This is a genomic window from Stenotrophomonas maltophilia (genome assembly GCF_013464485.1).
Taxonomy (GTDB): Bacteria; Pseudomonadota; Gammaproteobacteria; order Xanthomonadales; family Xanthomonadaceae; genus Stenotrophomonas; species Stenotrophomonas maltophilia_AW.
Genome location: NZ_RAUX01000012.1, coordinates 96,289 through 122,195, shown reverse-complemented (window position 1 = coordinate 122,195; position 25,907 = coordinate 96,289). Strand labels below are relative to the sequence as shown.

Sequence of the window (25,907 nt, the reverse complement as noted above, 5' to 3'; positions counted from 1 at the left end):
GGGTATGCAGGACACGCCGTAAACCCGTCCATGGGGGCTCGATGGCGCCATCCATGGCGCCAACGGTCCTGCATACCCACCCCACCCCGCCGCTGACAGGTTCCTGCTGCTGTTGGTGGGTGTCGACTTCCTGCTGCTTTGGTGGGTGTCGACCTTGGTCGACACGATGTGTGCGGAAGAATTCTCTGCCCATGAAAAAAGCCCGCCGGTATCCGGCGGGCTTTTTCGTGTGCACCTTGGCGTGGCGATCAGGTCCAGCCGAACAGCTCGAACAGCTTCAGGATCAGGTACGCACAGCCGCCTGCCGCCGGGATGGTCAGGATCCAGGCCCAGACGATGCGTTCGATCACGCCGAACTTCAGCGAGCGCGGGTTCTTGGCGAAGCCGACGCCCATGATCGCGGTGGAGATGCTGTGCGTGGTCGAGACCGGCATGCCGAAGTGGGCGGCCAGGGTCAGGATGGTGGCCGAGCTGGTCTCCGCGGCAAAGCCGTGGATCGGGTGCAGCTTGACCATCTTGTGGCCCAGGGTCTTGATGATCTTCCAGCCGCCCGAGGCGGTGCCGGCGGCCATCACCACCGCACAGGTCAGCACGATCCACATCGCGATACCGTCACCGGCGTGCGCGTCCGGGTGCATGAAGGCCAGCCAGGACGGCAGGTCATCCAGCGCGCCGGTGGCTTCGGCGCCGATCAGGGTCATGGCGATGATGCCCATGGTCTTCTGCGCGTCGTTGTGACCGTGGGCGAAGCCCATGTAGGCCGCCGAGGCGATCTGGGCCTTGCCGAAGAACGCATTGACGATGCGCGGGCGGGCCAGGCGACCGATGGCGCCACCGATCTTGGCCAGGCCGGCGATCAGGCCCCACAGCAGCACCATCACCACGATGCCCAGCAGGAAACCAGCGATCGGCGAGGTGATCATCGGCACGAAGACCTTCCACAGCAGGCCCTTGTTCTGCGCCCAGCTGCCCAGGCGTTCGGACCAGATCAGCGCATCCCAGTTGTTGTGGGCCGCGGCCAGGCCGGCGCCGCAGAGGCCGCCGATCAGTGCGTGCGAGGACGAGGACGGCAGGCCCTTCCACCAGGTGATCAGGTTCCAGATGATGCCGCCCAGCAGCGCGCACAGGATCACCTGCGGGGTGACATCGACCACGTTGGTGTTGAGCAGGCCCGAGGCGATGGTCAGCGCCACCGCGGTACCGGTCAGCGCGCCGATGAGGTTCATGAAGGCGGCCAGCATCACCGCCCAGCCGGGCGAGAGCACCTTGGTCGCCACCACGGTGGCAATGGAATTGGCGGTGTCGTGGAAGCCGTTGATGAACTCGAAGACGAGCGCGGCCAGGATCACCACCAGGACAAGGGTCAACATGCGGCGGCGTCCGTCAGCTGTTCTTCAACACGATCTGGTACGCCACCACGCCGGCCTCGCGGCAACGGTCGATGGCCTTTTCCAGGATCTCGAAGAATTCCTTCAACAGGAACATCTGCAGGTTGTCCAGGCGACCGGAATAGATGTCGCGGTACAGCTCCAGCATCAGGCGGTCGGCTTCGTTTTCCAGCGAACGCAGCTTCTCGTTCAGCGCGGTCATCCGGTCCAGGTTCATGTGGCGCAGGTCGGCCACCATTTCCACGACCACACCGGCGGCCTGTTCCAGCATCGCCGCGCGCGGCGCGAAGTCGATGTGCTCCAGGTGGGTCGTTGCCAGCGAATAGCGATCGGCGAACTTCTCGATCTGCTTCGGAATCTTGTACAGGGCCGAACCCAGCGCTTCGATGTCTTCGCGCTCGATCGGGGTCATGAAGCTGTCCACCAGCGCCTGGCTGATCTTGTCCGAGGCCGCGCGTTCGCGCAGGCGGGCCAGCTTGAAGGCGTCCAGCGCCGGCTGGCGGTCTGCCTCGCGCAGCATGGAATGCAGCGCCTTGGCGGCGTCGGACGCCGCGACGGCGGCCTCATCGAGCAGGGTGTAGAACTGTTTGCCGGAACCGAAAATGGTCTGCAGAGAGAACATTGAGAAACCTGTCAGCCGTCGCGGGAAGGACGGCACCAGACGGAATTATGACGGCTAGATGACCATCTCGGGTATCCCTGCCCCCTTTCAAGGACGTGGAACCCCCAACCTGAACAGGCAGTTGCCACCCTGCCACGCCCCTTTGCTAAGATGCCAGCGCGCCTTCGGGCGCACCCTATGGACGACGACCCTTACCCCCCTGCGCCGCGCCGGACCCTGTTCCTGAGCGCCAGCCGCCATCGCAAGCACCCGCCCTCCCTGCCACCAACCGGGGACGACGCCCGTGTTTGAAATGATCCTGATTGTCTTCGCGCTTGTTCTGCTGAACGGCTTCTTCGCCATGTCCGAGATGTCGGTCATGACCTCGCGCAAGAGCCGCCTGAAGCAGATGGCCGCCACCTCCAAGCGTGCCGCCAAGGCGCTGGAGCTGTCGGAGAAGCCGGAGAGCTTCCTGTCCACCGTGCAGATCGGCATCACCGTGATCGGCGTGCTGACCGGCTACCTCGGTGGTGATGCGATCGGCGACGCGATCGCCGGCTGGCTGCAGGGCCTGATGCCCGGCTTTGCGTACGCGCGCGAGGTAGGCACCGCCCTGGCGGTCTCGCTGATCACCTTCATCACGCTGATCTTCGGCGAACTGGTTCCCAAGCGCCTGGCCCTGACCCGCTCCGAGGCCATTGCCGGCCTGGTCGCCATGCCGATGAGCTGGCTGGCCAGGTTGGCCCTGCCCTTCGTCTGGCTGCTGTCCAAGACCACCCAGCTGGTGCTGCGCCTGTTCGGCCTGGGCAAGGATGAAGTCGCCTCGGTGACTGAAGAAGAGATCCGCATGCTGGTGGCCGAGAGCCACGAGGCCGGTGTGATCGACGCCCACGAGCGCGACATGATGAACCGCGTCATGCGCCTGGGCGACCGCACCGCCGACAGCCTGATGACCCCGCGCAACCGCATCGCCTGGCTGGATACCCAGGCTGGGCTGGAGCGCAACCTGGAAATCATGGCCGAGCACGAGTTCTCGCGCTACCCGGTGCTGCGCGACAATGACATGGACGTGGTCGGCGTGCTGGAACTGAAATCGCTGGCCACACGCATGGCGCGTGGCGACAACGCGCTGTTCCAGACCCTGCGCGAACCGCTGTACGTCTCCGAATCGACCCACGCGATGAAGCTGCTGGAGATCTTCCGCGAGGAACAGCAGTCGATGGCGCTGGTGGTGGACGAGTATGGCGAGATCCAGGGCCTGGTGACCATCAGCGACCTGATGGGCGCCGTGGTCGGCCGCCTGCAGGCAGTGGAAAATGCCGACGAAGATGCGCTGGTGGTGACCCGCGAGGACGGCTCGCTGCTGGTGGACGGCTCGCTGCCGATCGAGGACCTGCGCGAGCTGATCGGCAGCAACGATCTGCCCGATGCCGAGGATGGTGACTACTACACGCTGGCCGGCATGTGCATCCACTACTTCGGCCGCATCCCGCACGCGGGCGAGTACTTCGACTGGGCCGGCTGGCGCTTCGAGGTGGTCGACCTGGATGGTGCGCGGGTGGACAAGCTGCTGCTGCGTACGTTGTCCGACGAGCACGCCGATGAGCTCACCGCCTGAAGCCGGCCAGGGTCCGGGCGCCGAGCGCCCGGCCTACCGTAACGAGGGCATCCGGACCCTGCTGGAGATGTTCGCCTCCGGCGACCCGGCCGAGCACATGCCGCTCGGCCAGATCCTGTGCAACCTGCAACAGGGCGCGTTCGGCGTGTTCCTGTTCGTGGCGATCCTGCCCTCGTTCATTCCGATTCCGGGCATGGGCGGCGCGGTCAGCGGCCCGCTGGTGATCCTGATCGGCCTGCAGATGCTGTGCTGCCTGCGTCGGCCGTGGCTACCCGGCTTCATTGCCCGACGCGGACCGAAGCGCAGCACCATGCACCGTTTCCTGGACCGCATCGATCGCCCGCTGCGGCGCCTGGACAAGATGCTGAAGCCGCGCCTGCCGCAGCTGCTGACACCGCTGCCGGCACATGCCTTCACCGGCCTGCTGCTGGTGCTGCTGGGCGCGCTGCTGTCGCTCCCGATTCCGTTCACCAACTTCCTGTTCGGTTTCCAGCTGCTGCTGTTCTCGCTGGCATTGCTGGAGCGCGATGGCGCGCTGATGCTGTTCAACTGGATCGCGGCGCTGGCGGCCATCGCCTTCTTCGGTTTCAGTTCGGGGCAGCTGGTGGGCTATACCGTCGATCTGTTCCAGCGCTGGTTCTGAACCAGCATCCGGGAGAGGCGGCCGCCGGCCGGCTGCCACGTTTCCGGGACTGCCGGCCAGCGGCCGGCACTCCCAATACCGGACATCGGCCATCACCGAAGGTCGATGAAGCCGTTGTCGGCCAACGCCGCCGGCTCGTCCTGCACCGCCGACAGCACGAAGCTCAGCGCCTTGCCCAGCAGCGTGCCCGGGCCATCCCAGTATTCGGCACTGTCTGCGCGCACATGGATCAGGCGTAGGTTGAGGTCATCCTTGCCCCCGGGAAAGAACAGCTTCATCGCTGGTGACCACAGATCCTCGACCTTCTCGCGATCATCAACCACGCGTGCGCGCCCCGCCACCGACACATAGGTGTTCTTCGAAGGGGAAGCGTAGGCCACGTTGACCCGCGGATCGAGCGCGATCTCGGCCACCTTCGGGCTGTCGGCGGTGATCACGAACCACAGGTCACCGTCGAAGGCGACCTGCTGGGTGGCCAGCGGCCGGCTGTAGAGTCGCCCGTCGACGCCGGTGGTGGTGAACATGGCCACCTCCACGTCCTTGATCAGTTCTGCCAGTTGGGCAATGTGTTCGACGCGGGTGTCGGCCATGTGGGGGCTCCTTCGATATGAGCCCCCATCAGACGCGGTTCGGCCGCAATGGGCCGTGACGCAATTGTTCAGCCCGCGTGGCGGGCGTGCCAGGCCTGCATCGCCAGTTCGAACGAGCGCAGGCGCGCGCGGTGGTCATACAGGTTGGCGGTGAGCATCAGTTCGTCGGGCTTGTGCCGTTCGACGAAGGCGGCGATGCCCTCGGCCACCTGCTGCGGATCCCCCAGCACGGTGCAGGCCAATGCCCGCTCCACGCCCAGCTTTTCATGCGGCTCCCAGAAGGACTCGATGTCGTCGATGGGTGCCGGAATCTTGCCTGGCCGACCGCGACGCAGGTTCACGAAACTCTGCTGCTGGCTGGTGAACAGGCGCCGAGATTCGGCCTCGCTGTCGCTGGCGACAACGTTCAACGCCAACATCGCATGTGGCTGCTTCAGCGTGGCCGATGGGCGGAACTCGCGGCGGTACACCGCAAGGGCTTCGTCCATCACGTCGGGCGCGAAGTGCGAGGCGAATGCATACGGCAGGCCCATCGAGGCGGCCATGCGCGCCCCGAACAGGCTGGAACCGAGGATCCAGGTCGGCACCCGCAGGCCGCCACCGGGAACGGCCTGCACCGCCTGCCCGGGCTGTACCGGCTCGAAGTAGTGCAGCAACTCGCGTACGTCCTGCGGGAACTGGTCGGCGCTGTCGAAATAGCGGCGCAGTGCGCGCGCGGTCGGCTGATCGGTGCCCGGCGCACGGCCCAGGCCGAGGTCGATGCGGTCCGGGTACAGCGAGGCCAGCGTGCCGAACTGCTCGGCCACCTGCAGCGGCGCATGGTTGGGCAGCATGATGCCGCCGGCACCGACGCGGATGCGCTTCGTGCCCCCGGCCACATGGCCGATCAGCACGGCGGTGGCCGCACTGGCGATGCCTGGCATGTTGTGGTGTTCGGCCAGCCAGTAGCGGCGGTAGCCCAACGCATCGGCGTGCTGGGCCAGTTCCAGCATGTTGGCGAAGGCAGCGGTGGTGTCACTGCCCTCGCAGACCGGGGCCAGGTCAAGGATCGACAACGGGATCATCAGCGGTTTTCCGTCACAGGATCCCCCATGCATGGGGTCGGCCGGGCGCGGCGGCCAGTGACGGTGGCGGGATGCTGATTCCCGTGGGACGGGTTCAGGGCCCGCCGGACCGATCCGGGGTGCCCTGATCCGCGCCAAGCGCGATTGGTAGTGCCGGCCGCTGGCCGGCATACAGGTAGATCGCTTCGCAGCCGACCAGCCGCCGGCTCTACCAAGGAAGCGTCAGAACGCGCTGGGGCGCGGCTCCGGCAGCGGCTGGTCGACCATTGGCTTCAGCTCGGCATCCAGCGCTACGCGCTCGTCGAACACGAAGCAGCGGCCTTCGTAGCCTTCGCCGCCCACCTCCTCGAAGTAACCGAGGATGCCGCCGTCGAGCTGCAGCACATTGTCCATGCCGTCGTTGACCATCCACAGCGCGGCCTTCTCGCAGCGGATGCCGCCGGTGCAGAAACTGACCACGGTGCTGTCCTTCAGCGCCTCGCGATGCGGCGCCAACGCCTCCGGCAGGTCAGTGAACTTGTGGATGGGCAGCACCAGCGCGTCCTTGAAGGTGCCGTACTCCACTTCCTGCAGGTTGCGCGTGTCGAGCATCACCACCGGCTTGCCGGCGTCGTCATGCCCCTGGCGCAGCCACCGCTGCACCGTGGCCGGATCGACCGCCGGCGCACGCGGATAGTCCAGCGGCTGGCCGTCATCGCGGCGGAAGCTGATGATCTCGTCCTTCACCTTGGCCTTCAGCCGCGCGAACGGCTGATGCTCGCTCAGGCTGGTCTTGACCCGCATATCAGCAAAACGCGCATCGGCATGCAGCGCCGCATAGAAACTTTCGACCGCCTCCGGCGCACCGGCCAGGAACAGGTTCAACCCCTCGCCCGCCACCAGGATCGTGCCGCGCAGCTGCGCCGCCCCGGCACGCGCCAGCAGCTGGTCGCACAGGGCCTGAGGGGCGTCGATGACGGCGAAATGGTAGGCAGCGGTATTGGCGATCATCCCGCCATTTTAGCGCCTCCCGCCCGCACGGACAGATTCAGGGGTCAGAGCCCTCTGCGCAGCAGAGGGATCCGACCCCGGCAGGCACCCGGAATCTGTCAGAGGCGTAGCGGTGTGGGCAGGCGGGACCGTTGGCGCCATGGATGGCGCCATCGAGCCCCCATGGACGGGTTTACGGCGTGTCCCGCCTGCCCGCACCTCCCTGCCCACCACGGATTGCCTGCTGTTGCTGTTGTAGTTGCCCTGGCATCGGCGGGTGCCGGGTGCAACCCGGCCGAAACCCCTTATCCCCGCAACAGCACGAACGGCAGCAGCACCAGCGCCGCCGCACCGGCCATCGCCAGCAGCACCAGCACCACATACACCGGCCGGCGCCGGAACAGGCTGCCGAAGGTCTCCGCCGTCCCCTCGCGCAACGCCTGCTCGCGCTCGGCGCGGATGCGCGGGCCGCGTTCGGCCTGATAGTCGGCCATCAATGCCTTCGCGCGCGGATGATCAGCGTCCTCGCGCAGCCACAGGCCACCATTGGAAATGCCCCAGGGGCTGGGTTCGGTGCGATACCAGGCGATGCCGTGCTGGTCGAGCAGCGTGCAGACATCGGCATATTCGTCGTCGCCGACATTGCGCAGATTGAGCAGGAGTTTTGCCATGCCACCATGATACCCGGCGCCGATGCGCTACCCTTGCCGCCCTCGCCCTGCGCCCTTCCGGAGACGCCCGATGCGCCGCCTGCTGCTCCCCCTGCTGCTGTCCCTCGCCGCCGTTGGCTGTTCCACCGAGCCCTCGGGCCCACCGCCGGGCGGCACCCTGACCGCCTTCGAGCGCATCGACACCGTACCCGGCACCGGCGCCGAAGCTGTCTCCGGAAGCGAGGTGACCGTGCACTACACCGGCTGGATCTACGACAACCGCACCGAAACCAAGCACGGCAAGACCTTCGACAGCTCGGTCAGCCGTGGCGAACCGTTCACCTTCGCGCTGGGCGCCGGCCAGGTCATCCGCGGCTGGGATGAGGGCGTGGCCGGCATGAAGGTCGGCGGCAAGCGCACCCTGATGATCCCGCCGGACTACGGCTACGGCGACCGCCGCGTCGGCCCCATCCCGGCCGGCTCGTCGCTGGTGTTCGACGTCGAGCTGCTCGATGTCAAGCCGTAACACCGCACTGCCCCAGCGGGTCGCCGTCATCGGCGGCGGCCCGGCCGGCCTGTTCGCCGCCGAGCGCCTGCGCGCCGCTGGGCTGGAGGTCGACTTGTACGAAGCCAAGGGGTCACCCGGTCGCAAGTTCCTGATCGCCGGCAAGGGCGGGCTCAACCTCACCCATTCCGATCCGCGGCCGTTGTTCGACAGCCGCTACCGCGAGCAGGCTGCCGTGGTAGGCCGTTGGCTGGATGGCTTCGACGCGCAGTCACTGCGCGACTGGGCCGCCGGCTTCGGCGTGGAGACCTACGTGGGCAGCTCTGGCCGAGTGTTCCCGGTCGATCGCAAGGCCGCGCCGCTGCTGCGCGGCTGGGTGCGCCGGCTGAAGGAACAGGGTGTGCGCCTGCATGCCAACCATCGCTGGATCGGCTGGTGCGACGATGGCGCCCTGTGCTTTGCCACCGAAGCGGGCGAAATCGAGGCCCGCACCGACGCCACCGTGCTGGCGATGGGTGGCGGCAGCTGGCCGCAGCTGGGCAGCGATGGCGCCTGGGTTGCGCCCCTGCAGGCGCGTGGCGTGGACATCGCGCCACTGCAGTCAGCCAACTGCGGCTTCGACGTGGACTGGACCCCGTTCTTCGCTCAGCGCAATGCCGGTGCACCGTTGAAGCCGGTGGTTGCTCACTGGATCGACCTGGCTGGACAACCGCAGTCCTTGCAGGGCGAGTGCGTGGCCAGTGAGTACGGCATTGAAGGCAGCCTGATCTACGCATTGGCCGCCGACCTGCGCGAAACCATCAACCGCGACGGCCACGCCATGCTGTGGCTGGACCTGGTGCCGGGCCGTGACGAAGCGCGCCTGCTGGCCGACCTGTCGCGCCCGCGCAAGGGCCGCAGCTTCGGCGAGCACCTTCGCCGCCAGGCGGGCCTGGATGCGGTGAAGGCCGCACTGGTGTTCGAGATTCTTGGCAAGGAGGCCGGCAACGATCTGCCGGCCGTGGCTGCCACGCTCAAGCGCCTGCCGCTGCGCCTGCTGCGCCCGCGACCGGTGGCCGAAGTGATCAGCACCGCAGGTGGGGTGCGCCTGGATGCGATGGATGATGGCCTGATGCTGCGGGCGATGCCCGGCGTGTTCTGCGCCGGCGAGATGCTGGACTGGGAGGCGCCGACCGGTGGCTATCTGCTGACCGCGTGCTACGCCAGCGGCCTGCGTGCTGCGGAAGGCGTGATCGGGTGGCTGGCGGAGCGGTGACGCCTGCCTTGTAGAGTCGAGCCATGCTCGACTGCTTTTGATTCAATCGATGAAGCAGTCGAGCATGGCTCGACGCTACAAAAGCCGTCGAGCTACATCACCACGGCCGGCGCATGCTCACCGACGCCAGCGCCACGCCGCTGGGATGTGGGTAGGCCTTTTCGCTCACGCTGATGAACCCCTGCCGCTGATAGAACGACACGGCATTGAGCGAGGCCGACAGGACCACCTCACGCTCACGATCGGCCATTGCCAGCAACCGCTGCATCAGCGCCTGGCCGATGCCCTGGCCGCCACGATCGGGATCAACGAACAACGCGTCGACTTCATTGGCATCGGCATCGAACACCCCGAAACCAAGCAGGGCACCCTTGCCGTCCTCGGCCACCACGCAACCGCCCTGCCCCAGCAGCCGCGCGTACTGCGCGGGCGGCGGCGAGGCCGACCACGGCGCGATGATCTCGGGTGGGTAGTGGCTGCTGCAGGTCTCACGCACGCATCGCGTGCGCAGCGCCCACAACATGGCCACGTCATCCATGGTGCCAGTTCTGAATCGCATGGTATCTCCTTGTAGAGCCGAGCCCATGCCCGGCTGTTCTTCGTTCCACAAAAGCAGTCGAGCATGGCTCGACTCTACAGAGACGCTACCGCGACTTGCTGGCGCGCAGTGCCTGGATCTTCGGCGGCGGCTGGAAGGAATCGCTGCGCGCATCGGCCCAGAACGCATGGAACACCGCATGGTCGGGCACCTTGTGCAGCAGCTCGCCCGGTTCCAGGTAGCGGTACAGCGAGGCCAGCGAACGGATCTCCACCGGCGAAACACGGCGCAGGATGTGTTCCGGCCCAAGTTCAGCCGGATCATTCAGGCCCGCGGCACACAACAGTTCCTTCAGCGCATGCAGGGTGTGCTCGTGGTAGCTGTACACACGGGTTGCCTTGTCCGGTGCATCCAGGTGCTTCCAGCGCGCCGGGTTCTGGGTGGCGATGCCGGTCGGGCACTTGTCGGTGTGGCAACTCAATGACTGGATGCAACCCAACGCGAACATGAAGCCACGACCGGCATTGCACCAGTCGGCCCCCAGTGCGATGGTCCGCGCGATGTCGAACGCACTGGTGATCTTGCCGGCCGCACCAATGCGGATGCGCTCGCGCAGGTCCAGGCCCACCAGGGTGTTGTGCACCAGCAGCAGCGCTTCGTGCATCGGCACACCGACATGGTCGACGAACTCCGCTGGCGCCGCGCCGGTGCCCCCTTCGGCACCGTCTACCACGATGAAGTCCGGCAGCAGGCCGGTTTCGTGCATCGCCTTGGCGATGCCGAACCACTCCCACGGGTGGCCGATGGCCAGTTTGAAACCGACTGGCTTGCCGCCGGACAACTCGCGCAGGCGGGCCACGAACTGCAGCAGTTCGACCGGCGTCGAGAATGCCGAGTGACGCGACGGCGACACGCAGTCCACACCCATCGGCACGCCACGCGTCACCGAAATCTCTGCGGTCACCTTCGGCGCCGGCAGCACACCACCATGCCCCGGCTTGGCGCCCTGCGACAGCTTGATCTCGATCATCTTGACCTGGTCGTGGGTCGCGTTGGCAACGAAGCGCTCCTCGCTGAAGGCGCCCTTCTCGTCACGACAACCGAAGTAGCCCGATCCGATCTCCCACACCAGATCACCGCCCATCTCGCGGTGATAGGGCGAGATCGAACCTTCGCCGGTATCGTGATAGAAGCCGCCCTGACGTGCACCATCGTTCAGCGCCCGGATCGCATTGGCCGACAGCGAACCGAAGCTCATCGCCGAGATGTTGAACACACTGGCCGAATAAGGCTTGGCGCAGCTGGGGCCGATCAGCACGCGGAAATCGTGCCTGGCAATGGTGGTCGGTGCCAGCGAATGGTTGATCCACTCGTAATCCACCGCATAGGTGCTGCGCAGGGTGCCGAACGGCACCGTGTCCATCTCGTTCTTGGAACGCTGGTAGATCAACGCGCGCTGCTGACGCGAGAACGGCACGTCCTCCAGATCGCTCTGCACGAAGTACTGCCGGATCTCGGGGCCGATCGATTCCAACCCATAGCGGAAGTGCGCCATCACCGGATAATTGCGCCGCAGCGTGCTGCGCTTCTGCAGAAGATCCCAGGTCCCCAGCGCCACCATCGCGGCAGTCAGGCCGACGCCCCAATACCAGGCCGGCCATATCGTGGCCAGCCACAGGCATATCGGGAACATCAGGATGGCGAGCAGGTAGACGATATACCGGTGCATGGCTTTCCTCGGTTGCAACTGTTCCCGAGTCTACCGCGCTGCCCGCCGCGCGGGCTTACAGGCGACCGTCAACCACGTTGCGCGGCCAGGCCGATTTCACGTCGTAGACCAGGCCACCGGGGGCCAGCAGTGCACGGATGGCGGCTTCATCCATGGACTTGAAGCGGGCATGAGCCACCGCCAGCACCACGGCGTCATAGCCGCCGGGAACCGGTTCGGCCAGCCAATGCACGCCCGCATCGGCCAATGCCGCCGGGCCGACCCAGGGGTCACTGACCTCGACCTGTGCACCGGCATCACGCAGGCGCTGCGCCAGTTCCAGCGCTCGGCTGTTGCGCAGGTCCGGGCAGTCTTCCTTGAAGGTCACGCCGAGCACCAGCACACGCGACTGCACAGGTGCACGGCCACGTTCGGCCAGCATCGCCAGCACCCGCGCGGCCACGTGCTCGCCGACGCGGTTGTTGACCTGCCGTGCGGTATGGATCAGGTCCGGGTGGTAGCCCACGCTCTCGGATTTGTGCAGCAGGTAGTACGGGTCCACGCCGATGCAGTGGCCACCGACCAGGCCGGGGCGGAACGGCAGGAAGTTCCACTTGCTTCCGGCCGCATCCAGCACATCCTGGGTATCGATGCCGAGCCGGTCGAAGATCAATGCCAGTTCGTTGACCAGCGCGATGTTGACGTCGCGCTGGATGTTCTCGACCACCTTGGCCGCTTCGGCCACGCGCATCGATGGTGCCGGGAAAGTACCGGCCGCGATGATGTGCTGGTACAGGCCGTCGATCACCGCTGCAGCTTCGGGTGTCGAACCCGAGGTGATCTTGCGGATGTCGGCCAGGCGCCGCTGACGGTCACCGGGGCTGACCCTTTCCGGGCTGTAGCCGCAGTAGAAATCCTCGTTGAAGCGCAGGCCCGAGCCCTGCTCCAGCAGCGGCACGCAGACCTCTTCGGTGGTGCCGGGATACACCGTGGACTCGTAGATCACCAGATCGCCCGCACGCAGGTGGCCGGCGATCAGCCGGCTGGCCGAGCGCAATGGCTCCAGGTCGGGCTGCTCGTAGGCATCGATCGGGGTCGGCACGGTAACGATGTAGACATTGCAGGCGTCAAGCAGCCCCGGATCGCTGCCGTAGTGCAGATGCGGCGCACTGGCCAGCTCGTCGGCCTCCACTTCCAACGTATGGTCCTGGCCCTCGCGCAATTCGGCAATGCGCCCGGCATCGATATCAAAGCCCAGCGTCGGCCAGTGCCTGCCGAACGCCACCGCCAACGGCAGGCCGACGTAACCCAGGCCGATCACTGCGAAACGCGGTGTCACCGCCGCCGCCACGGGCGCACTCATCGGCGGATCCCGTGCATCGGAAGAATGCGCATGCGCGCTGCAATGGCTTCGGCCCACCCACTCATTCGCTGTACCACTCCGGGGAAACCCGCACCAGAAAGGCTACAGCCTAACGGCCCCGGCGCCCCAGCGCCAAGGCAGGCTCAGGACCCCAGCGCGACCGCAGCCGGTTCCAGTTCACCGTCGGCACCGGTCCAGGCCTGCAGCAGGCGCTCGAAGCCACCGCTGCCGAGCAGGAATCCCGGCCATGCCGCGTCGACAATCTCTACCAGCAGGTCCGCTTCGATCCGTCGCGTCCCCATCGACCAGCGGGGGAACGCCCGCTGCACCACCGGCGCGCGGCACAACACCTTCAGCTGCCCATGGCTGCGCGCATTGAGGATACGCTGGAATACCGAATCGATGCCGTCCTCCGGGCCTTCCAGGTACTGCAGGAAGCGGCTGCCGTCGAACATCAGCACGCCGGTGACCCCGGCCACACGATTGAACGCCGTGGCATCGGCCAGCAGGCGATCAAGATCGGTTGTCTGCAGATCGGCGCGGGCCTCACTGGCATAGGCAATCGCGTGCAGCGACATCAGGTGGCTCCCCCCCTGGGAACGATGGCTGGGACTATGACATGAATGGGATCGACAGTTAAGCACGTCGCTGCCGCGAAGCGATCCGGCCGCCGCGCTGCAGGTGGGCTACAATCGGCGCCGCGCTGCAGGCCCGGATGGCGAAACTGGTAGACGCATCGGACTTAAAATCCGCCGGGGGCAACCCCATGCCGGTTCGATTCCGGCTCCGGGCACCATCGCGCGCAGGCACTTCAGATCGCACGCGAGTAGCGCGGCTGCTCGTGTGCGGCACGCAGGTACGGGTCGAAGCACATCGCCAGCAGCCGCAGCAGTGGCCGCCCAGGCTCGGTGGCGCGCACCACTCCCCCGCGATACTCGGCCAGGCCGTCCTGCTGAAGCCGCTGCACCGAGCGCAGGTCTTCGGCGAAATAGTGCTCGAAATCCACGCCATGGCGCTGGCCCAGCACCGCACCATCAACCTCGCCCTGGCACATCAACTGCTGGATCAGTTCCGCACGCAGCTGGTCGTCGGCACTCAGTGCCACCCCGCGCCAGACCGGCAGCTGGCCCTGGTCCACGGCATCCTCCCACGACGGCAGATCGCGCGGATTCTGGCTGTAGGTGGCACCGATATGGCTGATCGCACTCACGCCCAGGCCAAGCAGATCGGTATCGGCGTGGGTGGTGTAGCCCATGAAGTTGCGATGCAGCTGGCCTGCGCGCTGCGCGCGTGAAAGATCTTCTTCCGGCAACGCGAAGTGGTCCATGCCGATGTACTGGTAACCCGCGGCGGAGAGTTTCTCCACCGCCAGGCCGAGCAGCGCCAGCTTGTCTTCCGGCGAGGGCAACCGGCTCTCGTCGATCTGCTTCTGTGCGCGGAACAGATGCGGCAGGTGGGCATAGCCGTACACCGCCAGACGGTCCGGGCGCAGCGCGAGCACCCGTTCCAGGGTGCGTCCGAAACCCTCCAGGCTCTGCCCTGGCAGGCCGTAGATCAGATCGACGTTCACCGAACGCATGCCGCTGTCGCGGCAGGCACGCAGGATGTCCAGCGTCTGCTGCACCCCCTGCACGCGGTTGATCGACTCCTGCACGTGCGGATCGAAATCCTGCACCCCCAGGCTGGCGCGGTTGAAGCCCAGCCGCGCCAGCATGCCTACGTCATGGGTATCGATGAAGCGCGGGTCGAGCTCGATCGAGAAATCACGCTGCGGCGAGTCGCTGAAATCGAAACGGCGGCGCAACCCCTCCACCAGCGTGGTCATCGCTTCGGCATCGAGGAAGTTTGGCGTGCCACCGCCCAGATGCAGCTGGATCACCTCACGGCCGTCCTCGAACTGTGGCGCCAGCAGGTCGGCCTCGGCCAGCACACGCGACACATAGCTGTGGCCACGACCGCGATCACGGGTGATCACCCGGTTGCAGCCGCAGTAGAAGCACGGGCTGGAACAGAACGGCACATGCACGTACAGCGACAGCGCGCGTGCCAACTGGTTGCTGTCGGCGATCGCCCGGCACAGCGCCGGGGCGTCGAAGCCATCGTGGAAGTGCGGCGCGGTCGGATACGAGGTGTAACGCGGTCCTGGCCGATCGTGGCGGCGCAGCAGGTCAGGGTCGAAGGTCCAGGCCAGACCGCCAGCAGCGGGAGAGAACGTGTCCATGCCCCCAGCATCGCGCCGGGCGGCCGGCGCCGCCTTGACCCAGATCAATCCTTGGCGGCGATCGCCATGACCGGCAGGCCGACCTGCGGCCAGCGCAGCATCTGGTAGCGCTTCCAGAAGGTATCGCCGATGCGCGCGGCCACGTCGTCGGCCAGTGCCTGCATGGACGGATTGTTGCACTCTGCGGTGGTGATCCGGAACAGCACCAGCCAGCGGTCGAACAGGTCTTTGTCCAGTTCGATCGCCATGTGCTTGGACATCGGCGAGCCCTTGAAGCGGCGGGTACCGCGAAGCATTGCCGACCAGAAGTCGACCAGCTGTGCCAGATGCTCCGGCCAGTCGTGGACATGCGCCTCGAACACTGGCCCCAGACGCTCCTCTTCGCGCACGCGGGCGTAGAAGTCGTGGACCAGGCGCGTCACTTCCTGCTCGGTGCACAGCTCGGGCGAGGCGACGGGGAGGACGGGCGGCGGTGTTGCGTTCATCGGGGTACCCAAGGCGTGCCGGCAGTGTGCCGCAGCGGAGCGGCATCGCCGTTGATCCAGATCAATGTCAGCGCAGTCGGCTGCACCTAGGCTGCCATGCTTGCAGGAAGCATGCCCTGCGGATGCGGCGCCAACCTGGGCGAAGTATACGCGCCGCCCACTTTTTGATCCGGGACAGCATGAACAGACCGTCTCCCAACCGCCGTCAGCGACTGATCCAGCACTGGGGCGCCATCCTCTGGCCCAGCTTCATCGCCGCTGGCGTGGCCAGCGTGGTGTTCTTCGCCTTCGTCGATCCGCTGCGCCTGCAGGCGATCAGTTTCCCGGGAACAGCGATCAGCCGCGAACTGGGCTACACCGCAGGCTTCTTCATGTTCTGGACGGTGACGGCGCTGTCCAGCGCGGTCACCTGGTACCTGCAGCGACCGATGCCAGGCGACGACGAGGAGCTGCCGCTGGGATGAGCACCACCTGCACCACGTCATCGCGTCCCTGGCATTGGCGCGGCATGCTCAGCGCCGCCCTGCTGGTACTGTTCCATGCATTGCCGTGGTTGCGCTGGGACGGTCGCCAGGCCCTGCTGCTGGACATCAACGCGCGACGCTTCGACCTGTTCGGCTGGACGCTATGGCCCAGCGACGTCGGCGTGCTGATCGGCCTGCTGTCGGTGCTGGCCGTCAGCCTCGCGCTGCTTACCCACCTCGCCGGCCGCGTCTGGTGCGGACACGCCTGCCCGCAGACGCTGTGGCAGCGCGCCTTTGACTGGATTGCCCGCAGCATGGTCCACCTGCTGCCAGCATCGGTCGCGCGCTCCGCCACGCTGCTGGCGTGGGGACTGCTGTCGCTGTGGACAGGCATTACCTTCGTCGGTCTGTTCAGCCCGATCGCCGAACTGCTGGCCGCCTTGCCGCAGGCAGGCTGGAGCCGCTGGGAGACATTCTGGGTGCTGTTCTATGCCGCCGCCACCTGGGGCAACGCCGGCTTCCTGCGCGAGCAGGTCTGCCGATCGTTGTGCCCGTTCGCGCGCATGCAGCCGCTGCTGACCGATCCCCACACACCGCGCATGCTTTACGACGCCCCTCGCGGCGAGCCACGCGGACCGCGTCCCGCCGGGCTGGGCGGCGTGTTCGAGCGCGGCCGTGGCCTGCTCGACCCCACCACCGCCCAGGACTACGTGTTCCGCGCAGCGCACCCGCTTCTGGCCGGTCCGATGCCTTCCTTCAGCGCCAACCGTCTCGGTGATTGCATCGATTGCACCGCGTGCGCAAGCGTCTGCCCGATGCAACTGGACATCCGCCAGGGGCCGCAGGCCGATTGCCTGGCCTGCGGCGCCTGCCTGGAAGCCTGCGCACAGCAACAGCACCGGGCCGGGTTCAGTCCGGGGCTGGTGCGTTACTGCAGTCCGCAGTCGATGGCTGGGCAACCGAAGCGCTGGTGGCGACCCCGGACCCTGGCCCTGTTGTCTCTGCTGCTGGCGCTGCTCGCCTGTGGCGCCTGGCGCCTGCTCTGAATCAACGCGACCCTTTGGCGTGCGGCGGGACCAGCTGTGCACGTCGGACGATGCCCAGCTGTTCGATGATCAGCGCCATTTCGTTGGTGACTTCGGTACGCTCGGTCCCCTGCGGGACCAGACGGTCCAGCACCTGCTGGTAAGTATCCCAGAACGCCGGACCGCATCCGTGTTTGTGATAGCTGGCTTCCAGTTCGCGGCGTACCCGTTCAGCCAAGCCATGCATGCCGTATTCCATACGACCTCCGTTGGACTTGTTCTGCATCGTTGACGGTCTACCGACTCACTTGCGTGCTACTGAAAGACTCCCGGGCTTCACGTCCGGTTGACCCCAATTAGTCATAGATTTCACGACAGGTCAATTACATGCGGCGACTTTCGTGATTGAAATTATTAATCGTTCACGAAACTACATACGGGGACCCGGGTCCCCCGGATGGGGTGAAGCCGACAGGCGACCGGGACCTCAGACCTTCGCTCCCAGTAAACGGCACTGACCAGGATCTCCAGATCCATCGAATTTGCCTATTTTGCTAAGCTCACTTAGCGAATAGCGCTTAGCGTGCTAAATGCGACAAAGGACGACGCAATTCAGATGGATTCTTCTTCCGCAGCTTCCGTCGCGGGGAACAGGTTCGGATAGCGCTGATGCAGGATGTACTGCCGCAGCGCAGGAATCGGGAAGTCCCGAGGCCATTGCGACACGGCAGATCGGCTTATGCCAAAGAAACGCGCCAGCTCGGCGTCGGTACGGAAACCCAGCCGGGTGCGTACCTGCCGCTTGCTCCAGAATTCGGTCACGATCGGTCCTTCTGTTAACCAGACTGATTCTTGCGACAAGGCTTCTTCGCAATCCACGCGTTAAGCTGGCTTGCATAGATGAATACTCTCGGACAACGACTCGCCATCGCCATGAAGAAAGCCGGGCACCCACGCCCGGCCGATCTGGCCCGCGCCGCCAAATCCACGACGGCAACCATCAGCAACTGGCTCAACGATCATGTGAGCGCTTCCCATGTGAAGGCCGAACAGCTGTTCCGCATCGCCGATGCCGCCAAGCTCGACGCGCGCGAACTGTTGTATGGGATCAGCGGGCTCGGTGTCGGCGAGCGCGGCAGCGCCTACATCCCCAGCCAGGCCCACCTCGACGTCTGGCAGGACGCCTACGAACTGGTCAGCCACCTGGTGGCAGAGAACAGGCTGGAGATCGATCATCGCCGCCACGCAGCGCTTGATCTCCTCGCGTTCGAACTGCTGATGGATGGCTTCAGCCGCAGCAAGGTCGCGCGTGTGCTGACCACATCCATGACGTGAATGTACCTGCGCTGGTAGCATGGGCCGTGATGGGGATGGAGCTCCCCCGATAACCGCCTGAGAGGGCTGATGGCTCCTGCCAAGACGAACCTGGCGTTCGTTGACGGCAGGCCATGCCTGCCCTCGCCGTTCGCCATCGATCCTGCGAACCCGCACTCGAGGCACGCGATGCAAACGTTGAACAACTATGTCCTGGTCTTCCTTGGAGGTGGCCTCGGTGCCTGCCTTCGCCATGCCTGCAACCTGATCGGCGCGCGGGTAGCCGCCGGCAGCTCCTGGCCGTGGTCGACCTTCCTGGTCAACATCAGTGGCGCGCTGTTGATGGGCGTGGTGGTCGAAGCCTTCGCCCTGCGCAACGGGGCTTCGCCGCAGCTGCGCCTGCTGCTGGCGACCGGCATCCTGGGCGGCTACACCACCTTCTCCACCTATGCACTGGAAATCGGCCTGCTGCTGCAACGTGGCCAGCACGGGCTGGCCGCGCTGTATGCCGGTGGCTCGGTGGCGCTGGGCCTGGCCGGCCTGTTCGGCGGCATGAAGCTGACCCGCCTGTTGATGGGCTGAGACTCAGGCCGTACTGGCTCGAGCCTGCCCCCGCCATTCCCGTGGCGACTGTCCGGTATGCGCCTTGAACGCGCGAGACAACGCTGCTTCGCTGCCATAGCCCACTTCGTCGGCAATCCGCTTCAGTGGCCGCCCCTGGCGCAATGCCTGCTGCGCCAGCCCGACCCGCCAGCCCTGCAGGTACTGGCCTGGGGTAGTACCCATCGCCTCGCGGAAGCTGGCCGCGAACACGCTGCGTGACATGCCAGCCACCTCGGCCAGGTCCTCCAGCGTCCACGCCTGGGCTGGCGCTTCGTGCATTGCCACCAGCGCCAGTCGCAATCGCGGATGGCCAAGCCCGGCGAACAGACCGCCACGCATCTCACCGCCTTCCATCAGCTGCCGCAGCACCTGGATCATCACCACTTCGAACAGCCGGTTGACCATCGCGGTGCGCCCGCAGCGCTGCTCGAAGGCCTCCTCGAACAGCAGTTCCAGCGCAGCGTTGCCGCCATACAGGTCGGCCAGCGGCAGACAGATGAAATCAGGCAGTGCGGCACTGATCGGATTGAGTCGGCCGCCTTCGAAATGCAGGTTCGCGCAGGCCATGTCGGCCCCCTGCTGCGGGTCGGTACTGAAGCGGTGTGGCATCGGCCGTGGGTACAGCAGCAGGCTGGGCACCTCGACCTGCACGGTCTGCTGACCGTGCCTGACCTGCAGCGGCCCACGCCGCACCAGGTGCAACTGGCCCGCGTCGTCCTCTCCATCCAGCGTGTTGATGCCGCACAGCGCCCCTGCATGGAACACCGAAGCGGTGACTGCGAAGCGCTCAAGCAGAATGGCGAGACGGTCGACCATGATGGGACCTTGGGTCAAGCGAGGCGAGCTCAATGCGACAGATCGTATCGGAATCATGACTAGAAAGGATGGCACTGGCCGCACGATCTCCCGGGCGCTATACAGGCCGCACACTCCCGCGCATGGAGGCACCGATGTCGCTCCGCATCGCCCTGGCCCTGTTGCCGCTGCTGGCCGCCCCGCACGCACAGTCCGCATCACCGTCGAAGATCGAACACCTTGCCTGGCTGGCCGGTTGCTGGCAGCTTGATGGCCAGCCAGCCGGTGCCGGCGAGCAGTGGTCCACCCTCGCCGGCGGCACCCTGCTGGGCAGCAGCCGCAGCCTGAGAGACGGTCGCACGGTGGGCTTCGAGTTCATGCAACTGCGCCAGCACGATGATGGGCGCCTGGTGCTGACCGCCCTGCCCTCCGGCCGGAACGCCACCGAGTTCAACGCCACCACCGTGGATGGCGACGAAGCCGTGTTCGAAAACCCAGCCAATGACTTCCCGCAGCGCATCCGCTACCGGCGCCTCGGCGCGCAGCGGGCGCATGCGCGCATCGAGGTCGCACAGGACAATCCCGAACAGGCGATCGACTTCCCGATGCATCGGGTCGCCTGCGGTGGAGCGGTGCCCGCAACCTGACCGGCACCGCGCCCACTCCTACGCCGTATGGCGGATCACCACAAAGCCCTCTTCCGCAGCCGGCGCCACGAAATGACGGGTGATCTGCTCGAATTCATCGTCGCTGGCCTGGAACGGGTGCCCGCCGCGCGCATTGCGCATACGCAGCCGTGCTTTGCAGACGTCATCATCGATGTCGAGGAAATGCAGCTCGTGCGCGGCGCCGGTGGGCTCGAACAGATCGCGTGCCCAGGCGCGTGCCGCCGGTGTGTTGAAGGGGAAATCGAGCACCACGGAAACGCGCGCCCGCAGCAACGCGCGCAGATGATCAACCAGCACAGCGCGCAACGTGGCGGCGCGCTGCAGGTAATCGGCGATGGAATGGATCTCGCCCGGATACAGCGCCGCCAACCATGCGTCCTCGCTGATCAGCACGTGGTGCGGCCTCGTCGCCAATTGCTGCGACAGCGTGGACTTGCCTGCACCGATCTTGCCGCACAGCAGGTGCAGGGTCGGGGTACCGTGGGTGGATAACGGGTGTTGCATCTGCACTCTCCTCGGTGGATTCCAATACCCGGGAGAGCGCTGCATGCAATCCGCCTTCCCGGGCGGTTTGCGTGACCGTGACGGCTACGCGCTATCCCGCCCTCCCGTGGGGAATGCGGATAATCAGCGCGGCAACGTGCAGGGCCATGCAGCCAGCGTAGAGCGCCGCCTGTGCGGCCCGCAATCCCCTGCGGCAGTGCAGCGCGCGCAAGGTGGCGCCGCGATCTATGCTCGGCGCCATTCCCGGATGGAATGACTGCGATGCATCCCTTGCTTCGATGTGCCCTCGCTCTTGGCCTGCTACTGCCTTCGACGGTATTGCTTGCCGCACCGCCCACGGCACCGCGCGCGCTCAGCGGCGAACTGCAGGGCGCGCCCTGGCGGCTGGATGTGCCGGCAGACTGGAACGGCGAGCTGGTGATGCTGGCCCACGGCTATGAACCCGTGGGTGTGCCGCGCACCACGCCGATGGCGGCCAATGACAGCACAGCCGCACTGCTGGGAGCGGGTTACGCCGTCGCGCAGAGCGCGTATTCCAGCCAGGGCTGGGCCGTGGCCGATGCGATCAACGACACCGAACGCCTGCGCGAATACGCCGCGCGGGAACTCAAGCGCGTACGCCGTACCTGGATGCTGGGCTTCTCGATGGGCGGTGCCGTGACCATCGGCAGCCTCGAACGCTTCCCGAGACACTATGCCGGCGGCGTGTCGCTGTGCGGAGCCAATCTCAGTGGCGAACAGATCGCGACCGAACTGCTGACCACCTTGATCGCGTTCGATTACTTCTTCCCCAAGGCGGAGGGCCTGCCAGGATCCGGATTGGCATCGCGCGAAGCAGCCGTGCTGCCGCAGGGCGAACTGTACCAGGGCATCGCCGCTGCGCTGCAGCGCGACCCGGCGCCTGCCGCATTGCTGGCACAGCGGCTGCAGGTATCCCCCGACGAACTGGCCGGTACGATCAGCCTGCACACTCTGGTCCTGCATGAGTTGGCCACACGCAGCGGCGGCATGCCGGTCGGCAACATCGGCGTGGTCTACAGCGGCTTCGGCGATGATGCCGCATTCAATGCCGGAGTGCAGCGCATCAATGCCGTGCCTGCCGCGCAGGCGCACGTGCGCGGCACGCTGGCAATGACAGGCGCGCTGAAGCGACCCCTGGTGATCCAGTTCAACCACAACGACCCGACCATCGTGCCGCATATGCAGACGGTGTATCCGCAGCTGGCCACGCGTGTAGGCGCTGCGCCACTGCCGCGGGTGCTTCCTGCGGCGGGTGAAGGACACTGCGGCTTCTCCAATGCCCAGGTAATCGAGGCGTTGAAGGCGGTGCAGCGCTGAAGCAGCATCGTGCTGCGGTGCTGCAGTGCGGCGGGACAGCTCGGCAGCGGCTGCTATCGTGGCCCGGCCCATTGACGGGCGGACAAAGGACTGACGTGATGATCAAGACGACCTTGAAGACCGTGATGCTCCTTGGCATGGCCGTGACCGGCCTGGCCTTCGCCGCAGATACCTGCGAGTTCTGCACATTGAAGTACGAACAGTGCCTGCGTGCTACCCATGGGCCGCTGGGCAAGACCTCTGAGCAGTGCCTGGCCGAGTACAAGCTGTGCCGCGAAATGGACTGCGCGTCGCCCTGACCGGCATCCGGCCGGTTCCCTCGGGAGCCGGCCCCGCCCACCACGTGGCCAAACGCTTACGATGCGGGCGCCGGTGCAGCACCCGCTGCCTCCCTCCCTGTTGAAGCAACGCACACGATGGCCTTCTTCGAACGACTGAGTGACACCCGCTACCTGCCAACCGAACATACCGGCGGCGCCTGGAACATCCGCGAGCAGCACATTGCGCCTGCGATCGGACTGCTCGCCCACCACCTGGAACGCGACGCCGCTGCGCGTGGTCACGGCTTTCTGATCGCGCGCCTGTCCTACGACATTCTCGGCACCATTCCGATTGAAGCGATGGAGGCCGGGGTGCAGGTACTGCGGGGCGGCCGTACCATCGAACTGGTCGAAGCCACGCTGCGCCATGACAATCGCGCGGCGCTGCGCGTACGTGCGTGGCTGATGCGCCCGAACGATACGCAGGCCATCGCCGGCACACCGATCGCTGCCATCGCACCGCCGGAATCGATGCCGGCGTGGGACCCGGGCACGGTATGGCCCGGCGGATTCATCAAGAGCGTGGAGATCCGTCGACACGATCAGGGGCCAGGCCGTGCCACCTACTGGGCGCGTGCGAAACATGCGCTGCTGGACGGCGAGACCGTCAGTCCGCTGGCGCGTGCAGCCACCCTGTTCGATCTGTCCAATGGCATGGCCGTGCGCGCCGACCCGAAGGAGATCGCCTTTCCCAACCTCGACCTGACCGCCCACCTGTTCGGCACACCCGAAGGCGAATGGCTGGGCTTCGACACGTCAGTCTCGTTCGGCCGCGAGGGGCTTGGCCTGACCAGCACCGTGCTGCACGATGCGCACGGACCAATCGGCACGCTCGGCCAGGCACTTACCGTACGGCCATGACGGCGATGGGCGGTGTCAGCCGCCCAACGTTCCCATGGTGAAGGTGTAGCCGCAGCTCATCAGGAATTCGCGCATGCGCATCTCCGCGCGCCGTGGTGATGCCAGATTGGCCGGCGCATACAGCGCGTAAACCACGCCTGCGCCTTCGATGGCCTCGCGACGCACACCACAGTGCCGGGTTTCCGAAGCGACCACCCACCCGTCCTTCAAACGGTCCGGCCCGATCGATTGGCCGTTCATCAGCCGGAACGTCAGCCAGCGTACTTCCGCCGAGGATTTGCTCATTGCCCGCGTACCGGCTGCATACCGCAGTGATTCATGTCCTTGCTCGCCATTGCAGCTCCCTAAGACTTGGAACCTGACCATAGCGCCTTGCCATGTCGTGGGGGAATGAGACTGGAACGCCACCTGCGGGTGCCCGACGCGCTATGCTGCGGCCCCGCCAAGGCACCGTCAGGCACTGCGACAAGAACCGTCATGTATCGCCACGCCCTGCTCATTACCGCCGCATCCATCATCAGTCCCGTCGGCATGCAGCCGGTACGCGCGGATGACAGGCTGCCCGCTGATCCACCGTCGGCGTGGACCCTGGTTCGAAAGGGCGATACGGACGAAAGCGCCGGCAGATGCGCAGTCTTTCCCCGCGCTCCGTCGCGCCCCTTCCCGTACTTCATCTTCGAGCCGGGGCTCGCGCCTACCATCAGCGTGTCGTTCAGCGAGGTCGGCAACACCGAGATTGGTGTGCAGGTCGATGCCCATTCAGAAGCAAGTGATCGAAGGATCATCCTGGATCGCGATACCGCTGTGATCGTTGAGCAGATCCGTGCCGGTGGTCAGCGCATCACCGCGCGCGACAGCGTTGCACGCAACACCTTCAGTACGCAGGGCCTGCTGCCTCTGCTGGACGCATGCGCAACGCAGGCAACCCCATAGGACGAGGATCGGCGAGGCGCTGCACGAGCGCGGCACTGCGACAAAAGAAAAAGCCCTGATAAATCAGGGCTTTATTTGGAGGCCTCAAGCGGAATCGAACCGCTGTAAACGGATTTGCAATCCGGTGCATAGCCACTCTGCCATGAGGCCAACGTACTGCGCGCCAGGAACGAAGCCCCTGACAAGACAAAACCCCAAGATGGGGCCTGTCGGAACATGGAGCGGGAAACGAGACTCGAACTCGCGACCTCAACCTTGGCAAGGTTGCGCTCTACCAACTGAGCTATTCCCGCGTAAGCCGTCATGGTACCGGAAATCCGGAACACACACCAGCGATTTCACATTTCTGACTGCGCGCAAAGCCTTGTGGCCCAACGTGCCCCGCCTTGCCGTGGCGGGAGAAAAACAAGGCCCCTACCGGGGCCCTGTAGAATCTGGAGCGGGAAACGAGACTCGAACTCGCGACCTCAACCTTGGCAAGGTTGCGCTCTACCAACTGAGCTATTCCCGCAGATTCATTCGACCTGCGTCGAAGGAGCGCTATTGTGTCCAAATTCCTTCACGCCGTCAACAGTCTTCACATCATGCGGTCACGAGCGTCCGCGTTGGGGTACGCTGCCCCGCCAGGCCTCGCTCGCCCATGCTCCTTCGCGGCACGCCCCTGTTGATCGCCCTGCTGCTGCATCTGCTGGTGGCCCTGCTGTACTGGGCACTGATGCCGCTGGGAATGAACTGGTATGGCAACCATTTCGGCTTTACCTCACATCGTGACGTCGGCCTGGGCATCGCCCAGTTTTATCTGTTCTGGGTGCTCATCGGTGCCCAGCCACTGATCGCCGTGCTGCGACCGCTGCGGGCCAAGCTGCTGGTACTGGCGGTCCCCGTGGCTTTCGCCATCTGGACGCTGATGCACAACCACCCGCTGCGCCTGCTGTACTTCACGGTCGGGCCCGGCTTGCTGACACTGGCTGCAATCATCGCCAGCCGCCGGCTTTCATCACGCAGCCGACCGCTCCGCATTACGGATACCACCGATGCCTAGACGCTATGTCCGTCTGTTCTGGCTGTTGGTCGCGCTCACCTGGTTGGCGTTGATCGCAGCGCTGGTCAATGCCGGCTTCACCCCGGACTACTGGCTGCTGCACCGCCTGGAGGGCACCGAGCTGCCCTACCCGACCAGTACCGTCATCGTGTTCGCGCTGCTGGGCACGGTTGAACTGGTGGTGGCCGCCTTGATCGTGCGGCCCTGGAAACTCAAACGGCTGTGGCTGCGCCTGCTGATCGCCTTCGCCCTGCTGCTGGCGTGGTCGGTGCCGTGGATGCTGTCAGCGATGCACCAGCCTCCGGTTCGCGGCATGCATCTGCTGTGGCTGCTGCTGCTGGACGTGGGCCTGCTGCTGGCGCTGTGCGTGGCATCGCTGGTGAGTGCGTGGCGGGCGATAAGGCGTCGAGGGTCACCACAGGCTTCTTCGCCGCAGCGCTAG

The 25,907-nt window shown here is 65.8% G+C and carries 32 protein-coding genes, 4 tRNA genes and 1 riboswitch; of the genes, 16 read left to right on the top strand and 20 right to left on the bottom strand.

The annotated features are described in order from the left end of the window. Positions 1–248 precede the first annotated feature (248 nt). Positions 249–1,370, bottom strand: coding sequence for an inorganic phosphate transporter (locus D7Y61_RS06245; RefSeq protein ID WP_099552636.1), 1,122 nt, complete (start codon positions 1,368–1,370; stop codon positions 249–251). Between the two features lie 13 nt (positions 1,371–1,383). Further along, positions 1,384–2,010, bottom strand: a complete 627-nt coding sequence (locus D7Y61_RS06240) for a DUF47 domain-containing protein (protein ID WP_004152833.1) — start codon at positions 2,008–2,010, stop codon at positions 1,384–1,386. 292 nt (positions 2,011–2,302) lie between these two features. Here D7Y61_RS06240 and D7Y61_RS06235 point away from each other — a divergent pair, with 292 nt between their 5' ends. Together D7Y61_RS06235 and D7Y61_RS06230 are read left to right on the top strand one after the other, a co-directional pair. Then, positions 2,303–3,607: a hemolysin family protein gene (locus D7Y61_RS06235; protein WP_180865559.1), complete on the top strand. Its 1,305-nt coding sequence runs from the start codon at positions 2,303–2,305 to the stop codon at positions 3,605–3,607. Then, positions 3,591–4,250, top strand: a complete 660-nt coding sequence (locus D7Y61_RS06230; RefSeq protein WP_180865558.1) for an exopolysaccharide biosynthesis protein — start codon at positions 3,591–3,593, stop codon at positions 4,248–4,250. Before D7Y61_RS06235 ends, D7Y61_RS06230 begins: the two co-directional genes overlap by 17 nt. Before the next feature lie 92 nt (positions 4,251–4,342). Here the strand turns inward: D7Y61_RS06230 and D7Y61_RS06225 are convergent, their stop codons facing one another. The 4 genes from D7Y61_RS06225 to D7Y61_RS06210 all read right to left on the bottom strand — a co-directional run bounded on the left by D7Y61_RS06225 (position 4,343) and on the right by D7Y61_RS06210 (position 7,544). Continuing rightward, complete coding sequence (locus D7Y61_RS06225) at positions 4,343–4,840, bottom strand: pyridoxamine 5'-phosphate oxidase family protein (RefSeq protein WP_180865557.1); 498 nt, start codon at positions 4,838–4,840, stop codon at positions 4,343–4,345. Between the two features lie 68 nt (positions 4,841–4,908). Continuing rightward, positions 4,909–5,904, bottom strand: coding sequence for an LLM class flavin-dependent oxidoreductase (locus D7Y61_RS06220; RefSeq protein WP_043402145.1), 996 nt, complete (start codon positions 5,902–5,904; stop codon positions 4,909–4,911). Positions 5,905–6,126: 222 nt separating this feature from the next. Continuing rightward, the gene (locus D7Y61_RS06215; RefSeq protein WP_180865556.1) at positions 6,127–6,894 is read right to left on the bottom strand and encodes a sulfurtransferase; all 768 of its coding nucleotides are present in this window, start codon (positions 6,892–6,894) and stop codon (positions 6,127–6,129) included. A gap of 284 nt (positions 6,895–7,178) precedes the next feature. Next, entirely contained in the window at positions 7,179–7,544 is a 366-nt protein-coding gene (locus tag D7Y61_RS06210) for a DUF6164 family protein (protein WP_180865555.1), read from the bottom strand. Positions 7,545–7,614: 70 nt separating this feature from the next. On the opposite strand from D7Y61_RS06210, the gene D7Y61_RS06205 reads away from it, so the two are divergent. Next, positions 7,615–8,049 carry an FKBP-type peptidyl-prolyl cis-trans isomerase gene (locus D7Y61_RS06205; protein WP_180865554.1) on the top strand — a complete coding sequence of 145 codons (435 nt, stop codon included), beginning with the start codon at positions 7,615–7,617 and terminating at the stop codon, positions 8,047–8,049. Next, a complete protein-coding gene (locus D7Y61_RS06200; RefSeq protein ID WP_180865553.1) occupies positions 8,036–9,283 on the top strand; it encodes a TIGR03862 family flavoprotein in 1,248 nt (415 codons plus the stop codon). The genes D7Y61_RS06205 and D7Y61_RS06200 overlap by 14 nt, the downstream gene beginning before the upstream one ends. Positions 9,284–9,380: 97 nt before the next feature. On the opposite strand, the gene D7Y61_RS06195 is transcribed toward D7Y61_RS06200, so the two are convergent. The 4 genes from D7Y61_RS06195 to D7Y61_RS06180 all read right to left on the bottom strand — a co-directional run bounded on the left by D7Y61_RS06195 (position 9,381) and on the right by D7Y61_RS06180 (position 13,470). Further along, positions 9,381–9,842, bottom strand: a complete 462-nt coding sequence (locus D7Y61_RS06195; protein WP_180865552.1) for a GNAT family N-acetyltransferase — start codon at positions 9,840–9,842, stop codon at positions 9,381–9,383. A gap of 85 nt (positions 9,843–9,927) precedes the next feature. Then, on the bottom strand, positions 9,928–11,550 hold the full coding sequence (locus tag D7Y61_RS06190; RefSeq protein WP_180865551.1) for an FMN-binding glutamate synthase family protein: 1,623 nt from the start codon (positions 11,548–11,550) through the stop codon (positions 9,928–9,930). 55 nt (positions 11,551–11,605) lie between these two features. Beyond that, positions 11,606–12,892, bottom strand: coding sequence for a nucleotide sugar dehydrogenase (locus D7Y61_RS06185; RefSeq protein ID WP_180865550.1), 1,287 nt, complete (start codon positions 12,890–12,892; stop codon positions 11,606–11,608). 143 nt (positions 12,893–13,035) lie between these two features. Then, entirely contained in the window at positions 13,036–13,470 is a 435-nt protein-coding gene (locus D7Y61_RS06180; protein WP_180865549.1) for a BLUF domain-containing protein, read from the bottom strand. A 131-nt stretch (positions 13,471–13,601) separates the two neighbouring features. On the opposite strand from D7Y61_RS06180, the gene D7Y61_RS06175 reads away from it, so the two are divergent. Further along, positions 13,602–13,688, top strand: a tRNA-Leu gene (locus D7Y61_RS06175). Positions 13,689–13,703: 15 nt separating this feature from the next. On the opposite strand, the gene hemN is transcribed toward D7Y61_RS06175, so the two are convergent. Both hemN and D7Y61_RS06165 read right to left on the bottom strand, forming a co-directional pair. Then, on the bottom strand, positions 13,704–15,113 hold the full coding sequence (gene hemN, locus D7Y61_RS06170) for an oxygen-independent coproporphyrinogen III oxidase (protein ID WP_180865548.1): 1,410 nt from the start codon (positions 15,111–15,113) through the stop codon (positions 13,704–13,706). Between the two features lie 44 nt (positions 15,114–15,157). Further along, a complete protein-coding gene (locus tag D7Y61_RS06165) occupies positions 15,158–15,598 on the bottom strand; it encodes a group III truncated hemoglobin (RefSeq protein ID WP_180865547.1) in 441 nt (146 codons plus the stop codon). Positions 15,599–15,777: 179 nt separating this feature from the next. Here D7Y61_RS06165 and D7Y61_RS06160 point away from each other — a divergent pair, with 179 nt between their 5' ends. Together D7Y61_RS06160 and D7Y61_RS06155 are read left to right on the top strand one after the other, a co-directional pair. After that, complete coding sequence (locus D7Y61_RS06160) at positions 15,778–16,062, top strand: hypothetical protein (protein ID WP_180865546.1); 285 nt, start codon at positions 15,778–15,780, stop codon at positions 16,060–16,062. Further along, on the top strand, positions 16,059–17,108 hold the full coding sequence (locus D7Y61_RS06155; protein ID WP_180865545.1) for a 4Fe-4S dicluster domain-containing protein: 1,050 nt from the start codon (positions 16,059–16,061) through the stop codon (positions 17,106–17,108). Before D7Y61_RS06160 ends, D7Y61_RS06155 begins: the two co-directional genes overlap by 4 nt. A 1-nt stretch (position 17,109) precedes the next feature. Here the strand turns inward: D7Y61_RS06155 and D7Y61_RS06150 are convergent, their stop codons facing one another. Further along, positions 17,110–17,346, bottom strand: a complete 237-nt coding sequence (locus D7Y61_RS06150) for a hypothetical protein (RefSeq protein WP_180865565.1) — start codon at positions 17,344–17,346, stop codon at positions 17,110–17,112. A 353-nt stretch (positions 17,347–17,699) separates the two neighbouring features. Next, entirely contained in the window at positions 17,700–17,909 is a 210-nt protein-coding gene (locus tag D7Y61_RS06145; RefSeq protein WP_180865544.1) for a hypothetical protein, read from the bottom strand. Positions 17,910–18,020: 111 nt separating this feature from the next. Between D7Y61_RS06145 and D7Y61_RS06140 the strand changes: the two genes are divergently transcribed. Both D7Y61_RS06140 and crcB read left to right on the top strand, forming a co-directional pair. Then, positions 18,021–18,422: a transcriptional regulator gene (locus D7Y61_RS06140; protein WP_180865564.1), complete on the top strand. Its 402-nt coding sequence runs from the start codon at positions 18,021–18,023 to the stop codon at positions 18,420–18,422. Between the two features lie 22 nt (positions 18,423–18,444). Then, positions 18,445–18,508, top strand: a riboswitch (Fluoride riboswitch). Between the two features lie 82 nt (positions 18,509–18,590). Further along, positions 18,591–18,983 carry a fluoride efflux transporter CrcB gene (crcB, locus tag D7Y61_RS06135; RefSeq protein ID WP_180865543.1) on the top strand — a complete coding sequence of 131 codons (393 nt, stop codon included), beginning with the start codon at positions 18,591–18,593 and terminating at the stop codon, positions 18,981–18,983. 3 nt (positions 18,984–18,986) lie between these two features. On the opposite strand, the gene D7Y61_RS06130 is transcribed toward crcB, so the two are convergent. Then, positions 18,987–19,820 (bottom strand): AraC family transcriptional regulator, encoded by an 834-nt coding sequence (locus D7Y61_RS06130; RefSeq protein WP_180865542.1) that lies wholly within the window; start codon positions 19,818–19,820, stop codon positions 18,987–18,989. A gap of 134 nt (positions 19,821–19,954) precedes the next feature. Between D7Y61_RS06130 and D7Y61_RS06125 the strand changes: the two genes are divergently transcribed. Next, on the top strand, positions 19,955–20,446 hold the full coding sequence (locus tag D7Y61_RS06125) for a DUF6265 family protein (protein ID WP_180865541.1): 492 nt from the start codon (positions 19,955–19,957) through the stop codon (positions 20,444–20,446). A gap of 18 nt (positions 20,447–20,464) precedes the next feature. On the opposite strand, the gene D7Y61_RS06120 is transcribed toward D7Y61_RS06125, so the two are convergent. Next, positions 20,465–20,971: an AAA family ATPase gene (locus D7Y61_RS06120; protein ID WP_180865540.1), complete on the bottom strand. Its 507-nt coding sequence runs from the start codon at positions 20,969–20,971 to the stop codon at positions 20,465–20,467. A gap of 261 nt (positions 20,972–21,232) precedes the next feature. Between D7Y61_RS06120 and D7Y61_RS06115 the strand changes: the two genes are divergently transcribed. The 3 genes from D7Y61_RS06115 (at position 21,233) to D7Y61_RS06105 (ending at position 23,490) form a co-directional block, all read left to right on the top strand. Then, on the top strand, positions 21,233–22,309 hold the full coding sequence (locus D7Y61_RS06115; RefSeq protein WP_180865539.1) for an alpha/beta hydrolase family protein: 1,077 nt from the start codon (positions 21,233–21,235) through the stop codon (positions 22,307–22,309). A gap of 98 nt (positions 22,310–22,407) precedes the next feature. Next, a complete protein-coding gene (locus D7Y61_RS06110) occupies positions 22,408–22,608 on the top strand; it encodes a hypothetical protein (RefSeq protein WP_180865538.1) in 201 nt (66 codons plus the stop codon). Positions 22,609–22,725: 117 nt separating this feature from the next. After that, the gene (locus D7Y61_RS06105) at positions 22,726–23,490 is read left to right on the top strand and encodes a thioesterase family protein (protein WP_180865537.1); all 765 of its coding nucleotides are present in this window, start codon (positions 22,726–22,728) and stop codon (positions 23,488–23,490) included. A gap of 15 nt (positions 23,491–23,505) precedes the next feature. On the opposite strand, the gene D7Y61_RS06100 is transcribed toward D7Y61_RS06105, so the two are convergent. After that, entirely contained in the window at positions 23,506–23,775 is a 270-nt protein-coding gene (locus D7Y61_RS06100) for a hypothetical protein (protein WP_180865536.1), read from the bottom strand. Positions 23,776–23,967: 192 nt separating this feature from the next. Here D7Y61_RS06100 and D7Y61_RS06095 point away from each other — a divergent pair, with 192 nt between their 5' ends. After that, positions 23,968–24,423, top strand: a complete 456-nt coding sequence (locus tag D7Y61_RS06095; protein WP_180865535.1) for a hypothetical protein — start codon at positions 23,968–23,970, stop codon at positions 24,421–24,423. A 76-nt stretch (positions 24,424–24,499) separates the two neighbouring features. On the opposite strand, the gene D7Y61_RS06090 is transcribed toward D7Y61_RS06095, so the two are convergent. The 3 genes from D7Y61_RS06090 to D7Y61_RS06080 form a co-directional block, all read right to left on the bottom strand. Then, positions 24,500–24,573: transfer RNA gene (locus D7Y61_RS06090), tRNA-Cys, on the bottom strand. A gap of 67 nt (positions 24,574–24,640) precedes the next feature. Continuing rightward, a tRNA-Gly gene (locus D7Y61_RS06085) sits at positions 24,641–24,716 on the bottom strand. 142 nt (positions 24,717–24,858) lie between these two features. Next, positions 24,859–24,934: transfer RNA gene (locus D7Y61_RS06080), tRNA-Gly, on the bottom strand. Positions 24,935–25,087: 153 nt separating this feature from the next. On the opposite strand from D7Y61_RS06080, the gene D7Y61_RS06075 reads away from it, so the two are divergent. Both D7Y61_RS06075 and D7Y61_RS06070 read left to right on the top strand, forming a co-directional pair. Beyond that, positions 25,088–25,465 (top strand): hypothetical protein, encoded by a 378-nt coding sequence (locus D7Y61_RS06075; protein WP_180865534.1) that lies wholly within the window; start codon positions 25,088–25,090, stop codon positions 25,463–25,465. After that, complete coding sequence (locus tag D7Y61_RS06070) at positions 25,458–25,907, top strand: hypothetical protein (protein WP_180865533.1); 450 nt, start codon at positions 25,458–25,460, stop codon at positions 25,905–25,907. Before D7Y61_RS06075 ends, D7Y61_RS06070 begins: the two co-directional genes overlap by 8 nt.